5 protein-coding genes are annotated in these 5,410 nt (G+C 41.0%); all 5 read right to left on the bottom strand.

The genetic code is table 11. From position 1 onward, the window contains the following. Positions 1 to 27: 27 nt before the first annotated feature. Entirely contained in the window at positions 28 to 843 is an 816-nt protein-coding gene (locus tag Q1V93_RS07615; RefSeq protein ID WP_300663394.1) for a hypothetical protein, read from the bottom strand. Continuing rightward, positions 836 to 2,368, bottom strand: coding sequence for a GH3 auxin-responsive promoter family protein (locus Q1V93_RS07610; protein WP_300663391.1), 1,533 nt, complete (start codon positions 2,366 to 2,368; stop codon positions 836 to 838). Before Q1V93_RS07610 ends, Q1V93_RS07615 begins: the two co-directional genes overlap by 8 nt. 229 nt (positions 2,369 to 2,597) lie before the next feature. Next, positions 2,598 to 3,308: a zinc metallopeptidase gene (locus Q1V93_RS07605; RefSeq protein WP_300663389.1), complete on the bottom strand. Its 711-nt coding sequence runs from the start codon at positions 3,306 to 3,308 to the stop codon at positions 2,598 to 2,600. A gap of 96 nt (positions 3,309 to 3,404) precedes the next feature. Further along, complete coding sequence (locus Q1V93_RS07600; protein ID WP_300663387.1) at positions 3,405 to 4,136, bottom strand: Bax inhibitor-1/YccA family protein; 732 nt, start codon at positions 4,134 to 4,136, stop codon at positions 3,405 to 3,407. Positions 4,137 to 4,304: 168 nt separating this feature from the next. Next, positions 4,305 to 5,410 (bottom strand): DUF3858 domain-containing protein (locus tag Q1V93_RS07595; RefSeq protein WP_300663385.1); only part of this gene is annotated, 1,106 nt, incomplete at its 5' end.

Raw genomic sequence — 5,410 nt, 5'->3', positions numbered from 1 at the left:
AATTAGGAATTAGGAATTAGGAATTAATTATTTAATCATCCTAAAACACCACAACTTCTTTTGAGTCTGAATATACAAACGATCGCCGGCAACTTCCATCTTAACAATATCCGAATCAATAAGCGAATCTCCGGTGAAAAATACCGAAACAACTTCCGAATTGATGTTGAGGGTTTGAATGTTTTTTCCTGTAGCGACTAAAAAATAATCCTGGATCGGGTAAACGGGCTTATTGGGTGGAAGTGTTGCTACGTCAATGAAATTCCCGAATTGATCAAACCACGCTACCTGATTGATTTCGTCAAACAAATACAAGCGGTTGTCAATTTCCTGCATGTTGACGATGGATTTCATATCCAAAAGGCCTTTCACATTTTGAACTTGTTGTCCCTGGCCGTTTCGCAAAGTGATGAGTTCAATTTTAGAATTCGGTTCGTCATAAACCCAGATCCGGTCTGTTTGAATCGAAGCGCTCATACTTGCCGCCAGGCTAACGTTCAGATCACTCAGATTGATACATTCTCCTTGTAGGGCAAGTGCATTGTCCAAAAAACAAATGCGTTGCTGGTCTTCCGAAAATAAAGCGATTTTAAGCGGATTTTGAGCATCAATTTTCTGAATGGTTCCCAATGATTTGAAACTTTCCTGCAGCATCATTTGCCCTTTGGCATCGCGTTTCTGGATGCTTTGGTTTTGATAAATAATACTTTGCTGAATCGGATCAATATCCCAGATTGCCATCGGATCAATTTCCAACGACCACAGTTCTTTCCAGGTTTGCTGCTGAGAATAAGCGAAAGAGAAATGAAGTAAACAGAAGAAACTAAAAATGAATCTAAGCATATTGAATGGTTTCAAAATCAGTTTCCTGCAAGATCTGTTCCACGATTTCGCGGGAATTCATCAGACGGGGAACTTTGTGTTGTCCACCTAATTTACCTTTTTTTTGCAACCAGCTGTCAAAACTGCCTGATTTTAATAGATGTAACAGCGGTTTCCCTAATGCCATGTTGTTGGTTCTTTTGGCATCGTAATCGGAATTGATACTGCGCAACGATTCGTCCAGTAAATACATGAAGCGATTGATGTCGTTGGGTTTTCGTTCAAATTCGATCAACCATTCGTGTTTTCCTTCGGTATTTCCGTCCATGTAAATTGGCGCAACGGTATATTCCCGGATAATGGCATTGGTTTTCAGACAAGCTTCTGCAATCGCAAAATCACTGTTGTTCACGATTAATTCTTCCCCGAACGCATTGATGAAATGTTTTGTTCTTCCAGTCAGTTTGAAACGGTAGGGACTTTTGGAGGTAAAGCGGATTGTGTCTCCGATAATGTATCTCCAGAGGCCGGCATTGGTGGAAATAACCAGTGCGTATTCTTCGTCCAGTTCCACCTCATCCAGTTTGTAAATGATGGTAGATTCCGTATCGTTGAATGCATGCATGGGGATGAATTCATAGAAAATTCCGTAGTCGAGCATCAAAAGCAGTTCGTTTGATCCGTCCACGTCCTGGATGCCGAAAAATCCTTCCGAAGCATTGTATGTTTCCACGTAATGCATATCATCAAACGGAATCAGTTCCCTGAAAGCTTCCTTATACGGTTCGAAACTCACGCCGCCGTGCATAAACAATTCCAGGTTGGGCCAGATTTCGCGGAGATTCTTTTTTCCGGTAATTTCCAATACTTTTCGTGCAAGAATCAACGTCCAGCTCGGAACTCCCGCAATGATGTAAACATCTTCCTCAATCGTGCTCCGGGCCATTTTCTCAACCTTCTCTTCCCATTCGCTCATCAATGCAATTTCTTTGGAAGGAGTGCGGCGAATTTCTGCCCACCAGGGTAAATTTTTAAGAATAATCGCCGATAAATCGCCCTGATAGCTGTCTTCGGAAACGGGCAATACCTGCGCACTTCCGCCCACAATCAGGTGTTTTCCTTTGTACAGTTTTCTGTTGGGGAAATTCTCGTAATACAACGCCAACAAATCTTTTCCGCCTTTGTAATGACAATCTTCCAGTGATTCCCGGGTAACGGGAATAAACTTGCTCCGGTCGGAAGTCGTTCCCGAACTTTTGGCAAACCATTTGGTTTCCTGCGACCAAAGTACATGTTGTTCGCCGGCCATGAGTTTATCGATCCATGGTTTCAGGGATTCATAGTTATTCAAAGGAACCAACTGTTTGAAATCGGAATAAGAGGCGATTTGATGGAAGTGGTATTCTTTTCCGTATTTGCTTTGACAGCCCTGTTCGATCAGTTTTTCGAACAATTCCCGTTGAACATCTTCCGGGTATTTCCGGAAAAGCTCAATTTGGTGCAAGCGTTTTTTGATCACCCACGCAAAAATGGAATTAAAAGGCATAAGCGATGTTCAGTGAAATAAAAAAGGAGGATTAACTTTCCTCCTTATACTATCCGAATGCGTAAATGGACCCTATGATTGCTAATAGGATTACAGTATACACAAATCCAATTCCTACTGTTGAACTCTCAAAGAAAGTATCATTTTTATCGTGGTGTTCTGAATGGTGTTCTGACATAACTTCAAATTTTCCTCAAATTTAAGATTTTGTTTGAAAAACGAAAAGAAATTAGTCGTTGTTTACACCGATTAATCGCAAAATATAATAAAACATCGTTACAATTGCCCCGAGAGCAGCTACAACGTAGGTAGTTGCGGCCAAATTCAAGGCTGTTTTCGAACGTTCATATTCATCCCTTGTTGCGGTTCCGGAACGCTCAATCCAATTCAAAGCTCTTTTCGAAGCGTCCAATTCTACCGGTAAAGTCACAATACTGAACAACGCGATAAATCCGTAAGCGATCACAATTGCCCAAAGAACCCATTTGACCGGGAAGGATTCAAACAAAACAACACCACCGATAAAAGTCAGCATCATCAGGATATTGAGAAACATTCCGGAGATATGTTGCAGTGGAACCAGTTTGGAACGCCATTGCAGCGGAGCATACGCTTTTGCGTGCTGAACCGCGTGGCCGCATTCGTGAGCCGCAACTGCTGCAGATGCCGCGTTGGTTCCGTGATATACTTCTTCGGAAAGATTAACCGTTTTATCGGCTGGGTTATAGTGATCGGTTAATTGTCCCGGAACACAGGTTACACGCACATCGTAAATGCCGTAATCACGTAACATTCGTTCAGCGACTTCGCGACCGCTCAAACCACTTTTGGAGGGAATTTTACTGAATTCCTGAAATTTGCTTCTTAAACGCCAGCTCACCAATAGTCCAATTCCCATGAAGACTAAACCGATGAGCATAGCCGGGCCAAAAGATATCATTACTTTGTAAAATTTATTCTCTCAAAGTTACGCACAAAAAAACCTGCTATACTTGAATTTTAGCAGGTTTTAACTTAAAGAATGTTATGCTGAAACTTAGTTTCTGTTTCCAAAAAGACGAAGCAGGGAAAGGAACAAATTCACAAATAAAACATACAATGTGAACCCGCCTAAAAGTGCCAGTTTGTTTTTTTCGTCAGCTGAGATTTCAGAATCGTGCGCGAATTTTTTCAATTGCTGCATGTGATAAGCCGTCAAACCTGTGAAAACAACTACACCGATCATGGAAATCAAATAGCCTAAACCGTCACTTTTTAAGAAGAAGTTTACGATTCCTGCGATGAAAATTCCCCAGAAAGCCATCATTAAGATACTTCCGAATTTTGTCAAATCCACTTTCGTCACATAGCCCATAATTGCCATTACTCCGAATGTTCCTGCTGTTACACCGAATGTAATCGCAATGGAAGACATGGAATAAACAATGAAAATAGTCGATAATGAAAACCCGATTAAAATGCTGTAAAGCGAAAATAACCCGAATAATAAGGGGAATGACAAACGATTGATCATGGTTTGGAATAGCAATGCAACACCAATCGGTGAGAATACTACGACGTAAAACAACGGTGAAAGTTTTGCTCCTCCTTCCGGAGTTGCGGTTATGAAGTATTTACTGATGAATTCTACGGTTCCGTATTGATAAGCAATTGCCCCGGATACGATTAAAGCAAAGAACATAAATCCGTAAACTTTTGCAAAGAATTGTCTTGCAGCTGCTTGTTTTTCAGCGGTGTCAAAGCTGTAATTGTCGATTATTTCACTCATATTAACTGATTTTAGAACTCTAAATTTAATAAAAAATGTTTGGTTTGCGGAAGTGAAAGCTGTTCTGGTAAGGTTTAAAAGTTAAAAAGGTTCAAATGCTCAAACGGGGTTCAATGAAGATAGTAGCGATTATTGAACTTTTTAGCTCTTGAACTTTTGAACCGTTTTTTACCCTTCCCGGATCACCCATTTTTTAATGACAATGTTGGCCCATTCCTTCACCAGGTCGAGGTATTCACTGCTTTCTGATGCATTGGAAAGAATGCGCTTTTCCAACTTGATTTCGTAGTTGATTTTAATTTTGTTCGGATCTGTCTGAATGATTTCCGTTTTGACCATTCCCACCGAATTTGATTTAAGCAGCGTTGTCACATTATCTGCAACTTTTATCGGATTGGGAGACTCGATGTAAATGGAATATTTCTGCTGTTTGCTGAAAGGAATGATACTATAATCTGCAGTCGGTTCGCTGGTTTCGCCGTCAAAGAAAATAAAATTCGGAATCAGTTTTTCTGCGTTGAAAGCGTATAAGTTCTCATCAAAATTGGAAAAATAAGTGCTTAGAGTATCTTCCTGTTTGAAACTGACCGGATAGGGATAAATGTATTTGACTTCCGAAGGTTTCAAAACAGTGTCGGATACATTCAGGATCTTGAAATACCGCGAAGTGGAAGCATTCCGGAAAAAAATGGAATGCTGCCCGCTGAAGGAATCCCGTCTGTTTACGACCAAAGAGGGGTCTGAAAGCTGCGCTGTTTTGAGAATAATGGTTGCAGTGTGTTTATTGTCGTTGAAATCACTTTGTGGCAATAAAACAGCGCTGGTTGCCACTCTGTCGCGATCTCCGGTAAACAGGATGGATTGATTTCCTTCGCATTCAGCCGGAATTTCATCCAGGTAATAGAACCGGCCATTATCCGACGGACCAAATAAAAAATAGCGCTCCCCGATGATATTTTCAATGATCAGGTAACGATAATCTAATTGATAAAGTGCTACGAATCCGTGCTCGAAAACACCTTCACTCAAATCCCGTGTAAAACCAACATGATACTTCACATCGTTTTCATCCAGGTATTGCTGGATTAGTCGGAAGAAAACCTTTGAGTCGATGATTCTGCGCCGATAGCATTCTGCTGTTTTAATGCTTTCAGGCCTGTTTTCATCCTCGTCCCATTTGAAGTTCGTTTCAAAGAAGTGAATGATTGCATTTAAATTCTCAATCGGACCAAGCTGATCGTTCAGAAGCCCTTCCTGTTCGAATACCGGTCCGA

It is taken from the genome of Fluviicola sp., assembly GCF_030151805.1.
Classification (GTDB): Bacteria; Bacteroidota; Bacteroidia; order Flavobacteriales_D; family Crocinitomicaceae; genus Fluviicola.
Note: the sequence above shows the minus strand (reverse complement) of the source record. Positions and strands in the feature narration are given on the sequence as shown.

Bases quoted from the DNA above. Each gene is read 5' to 3' on its own strand.
- Q1V93_RS07605 (WP_300663389.1), bottom strand. From the start codon at position 3,308: ATGATATCTTTTGGCCCGGCTATGCTCATCGGTTTAGTCTTCATGGGA.
- Q1V93_RS07600 (WP_300663387.1), bottom strand. From the start codon at position 4,136: ATGAGTGAAATAATCGACAATTACAGCTTTGACACCGCTGAAAAACAA.
- Q1V93_RS07615 (WP_300663394.1), bottom strand. From the start codon at position 843: ATGCTTAGATTCATTTTTAGTTTCTTCTGTTTACTTCATTTCTCTTTC.
- Q1V93_RS07610 (WP_300663391.1), bottom strand. From the start codon at position 2,368: ATGCCTTTTAATTCCATTTTTGCGTGGGTGATCAAAAAACGCTTGCAC.